The organism is Candidatus Nanopelagicales bacterium (assembly GCA_018003655.1).
Taxonomy (GTDB): Bacteria; Actinomycetota; Actinomycetes; order S36-B12; family UBA10799; genus JAGNDY01.
Map to the genome: position 1 here is coordinate 1 of JAGNDY010000167.1, position 2501 is coordinate 2501.

At 62.3% G+C, this 2501-nt stretch carries 3 protein-coding genes; 2 read left to right on the forward strand and 1 reads right to left on the reverse strand.

The genetic code is table 11. The annotated features are described in order from the left end of the window. Positions 1-1248, forward strand: a 1248-nt coding sequence (locus tag KAZ48_11835; GenBank protein MBP7973481.1) for an EAL domain-containing protein, incomplete at its 5' end; no start/stop codon positions are given. Here the strand turns inward: KAZ48_11835 and KAZ48_11840 are convergent. Further along, positions 1234-2088: an SDR family oxidoreductase gene (locus tag KAZ48_11840; GenBank protein ID MBP7973482.1), complete on the reverse strand. Its 855-nt coding sequence runs from the start codon at positions 2086-2088 to the stop codon at positions 1234-1236. The genes KAZ48_11835 and KAZ48_11840 overlap by 15 nt on opposite strands. A 90-nt stretch (positions 2089-2178) precedes the next feature. On the opposite strand from KAZ48_11840, the gene KAZ48_11845 reads away from it, so the two are divergent. Then, positions 2179-2501, forward strand: a 323-nt coding sequence (locus tag KAZ48_11845) for a hypothetical protein (protein MBP7973483.1), incomplete at its 3' end; no start/stop codon positions are given.

Below are 2501 nucleotides of genomic sequence, written 5' to 3' on the forward strand. Positions count from 1 at the left end.
TTTGGCTCGATGCTCGGTTGCTCAACGGTTCTGCTCGCCGACCTCGACGGCTTCAAAGCGATCAACGACACGTACGGACACGCGTGTGGCGACAGCGTCTTGGAGGCAGTCGGGTCGCGGCTTCGCGGGTGCCTTGGTAGTGGCACGTCGGTGTGCCGGATCGGAGGCGACGAGTTCCTCGTCATGATCGATGACGCCTCGGATCCCGCTCACGTTGCCCGCACGGTTCTGGCCGAACTGAACCAGCCAGTTCTGGTCGATGGCCATCAGCTTTCCGCAGCAGCGTCGATCGGACTTGCGAGATCCTGCGATGCGGCATCGGCTGATGAACTGCTGCGAAACGCTGACCTGGCGATGTATGCGGCGAAGGCGCAGGGCCGGGGACTTGCCGTTTGGTACGAGCCGAAGATGCACGAGGCGGCGACCAAACGGATGCAGATCCAGCGGGGGCTGCGTGTCGCCATCGCGAATGGCAATTTCCGCTTGGTCTACCAGCCAGTCGTCAGTATCCCCTCGGGAGAGACGATTGGTGCCGAGGCGTTGCTGCGTTGGGACGACGACGTGCTTGGGCCGATTCCGCCTGATGTCTTCATTCCCGTTGCCGAGAACTCGGGGATGAGTGCCGAGATCGATCATTGGGTCATCGAGCAGGCCTGCGCCCAGATCGCGCGGTGGACCGAAGCCGGGCTTAAGCCACCCACGGTTCACGTCAACGTGTCCAGGCGACAGATCAACACTGAACTGGCGAGCATTGTCGCGGCCGCGATGACCAGGCACGGGGTAGCCCGCGGCGGACTTGGCATCGAGGTCACCGAAAGCGCCGTGATCCCCGACGCGGATTTCGCCGAGTCCGTGCTTGGTTCGCTGCGCTCCTTGGGGGTATCAATTGCCTTGGACGACTTCGGTACGGGTCAGTCCTCGTTGTCGCAACTGGGAGCCCTGCCCATCGATGTGGTGAAAATCGACAAGTCCTTCGTGATTCCCGCACAGGGCGATCCCCACGCCTTGCGACTGCTTGCATCGATCGCCGGGGTGTGTCGAGCCCTGGATTTGCCGGTCATCGCCGAGGGCGTGGAGAGCGCCGACGCAGTCACCAACCTGGTCGCAATGGGAGTCAAGTTCGCGCAGGGATATCACTTCTCCCGTCCGGTACCACCAGAGGAGTTCGCAGAGCTCCTGCGAACACACGTCCCGAAGCAACGACCGCTGCCGACGGGTCCGCGCAGACAGGCTTCAGCGGCCTCGTAGTCGGGCGGCGGCCCGCGCTTTGGCTTGGTTCCGCAGACCGATGCGGGTGAGCAGTGGGTCAAGGACGACAGATAATCGCGGCGCGACTCCTGCCAGCCGCGCCAGGGCCTCGCGACTGCGCGGTAGTCCGAGCTCCAAGGGTTGGTTCACCATCACGTGATCGACAATCGCGGTTACCACATCATCGGTGGTGAGCGCCTTGCTGCCGGAGAAGGTCAGTGCTGCCCCCGGGTGGTCGAGCTGCACATCCAGCATCGGAGTCTGCACAGCATCTGGATAGATAACGGTCAGGGCGATGCCGCGTTTGCGCAGTTCTATAGCGGTAGCCAACGAGAAGCCGCGAACGGCGAACTTGGATCCGGAGTAGAGCGCCAGTCCCGGAGGCGGGGCGAGTCCAGCCAACGACGACATATTGATGATGTGGCCGCCGCCCTGACGAATCATCGCGACAGCGGCGGCTTGCGTTCCCAACATCACGCCCTTGACATTGATATCGATGTGATTGTCGATGTCGGTGTCGGTCATCTCTTCAATCGTGGTCACCTTGAGATAGCCGGCGATGTTGCAGCACACGTCGATGCCGCCGAACTCCCCAACGGTCTGCGCGATGGCCTTGTCCCAGTCCGTGCGACTGCGCACGTCCAAGCGCCTGCGAATCATTCTGCCGGCGGGCTGGCTGGCCGGTTGCGGGATGTCAATACCAGCCTCGTTGATGTCGCAGGCGACGACGTTGTGACCATTGAGGAAGAGTCTCGTCGCCAAGGCGGCGCCGATTCCGCTGGCAGCGCCGGTCACGATCACGGTGCGTTGGCCTAACTGGCCTTTGCCCAGCTGCTTCATGAGGGTTCCTCCGAGGTTCTTGGGCAACTGACCCGGGCCGCTTCCTGACCACGCTGGTGTTCTTGCCCGTCCGTCTGGTCTGATGGCGCCATGGAGATCTCCGAGTATGTGTCGTTCGACGCTGTAGGTCTAGCTGGACTTGTTCGCGATCGTGAGGTTACGCCGCTGGAATTGGTCGAGTGTGCAATGGCTGGCATCGACGAGGTGAATCCAGACCTCAATGCAGTCGTGGTCCGCCGAGACGACCAGGTTCGCGCCGAGGCCAGCAGCCCAGCGAATGGACCTCTCTCGGGAGTTCCGTTCCTGGTCAAGGATATGGACGGAGTCCTGGCCAACGAGCCCAATACCTCCTCAAGCCGTTCGTTGGTTGACTGGCGGCCGGACTCAGACTCCGAGTTGTTTGCTCGCTACAA

Excerpts from the sequence above, each read along its gene's own strand:
- KAZ48_11840 (MBP7973482.1), bottom strand. The coding sequence starts at position 2,088 with ATGAAGCAGCTGGGCAAAGGCCAGTTAGGCCAACGCACCGTGATCGTG.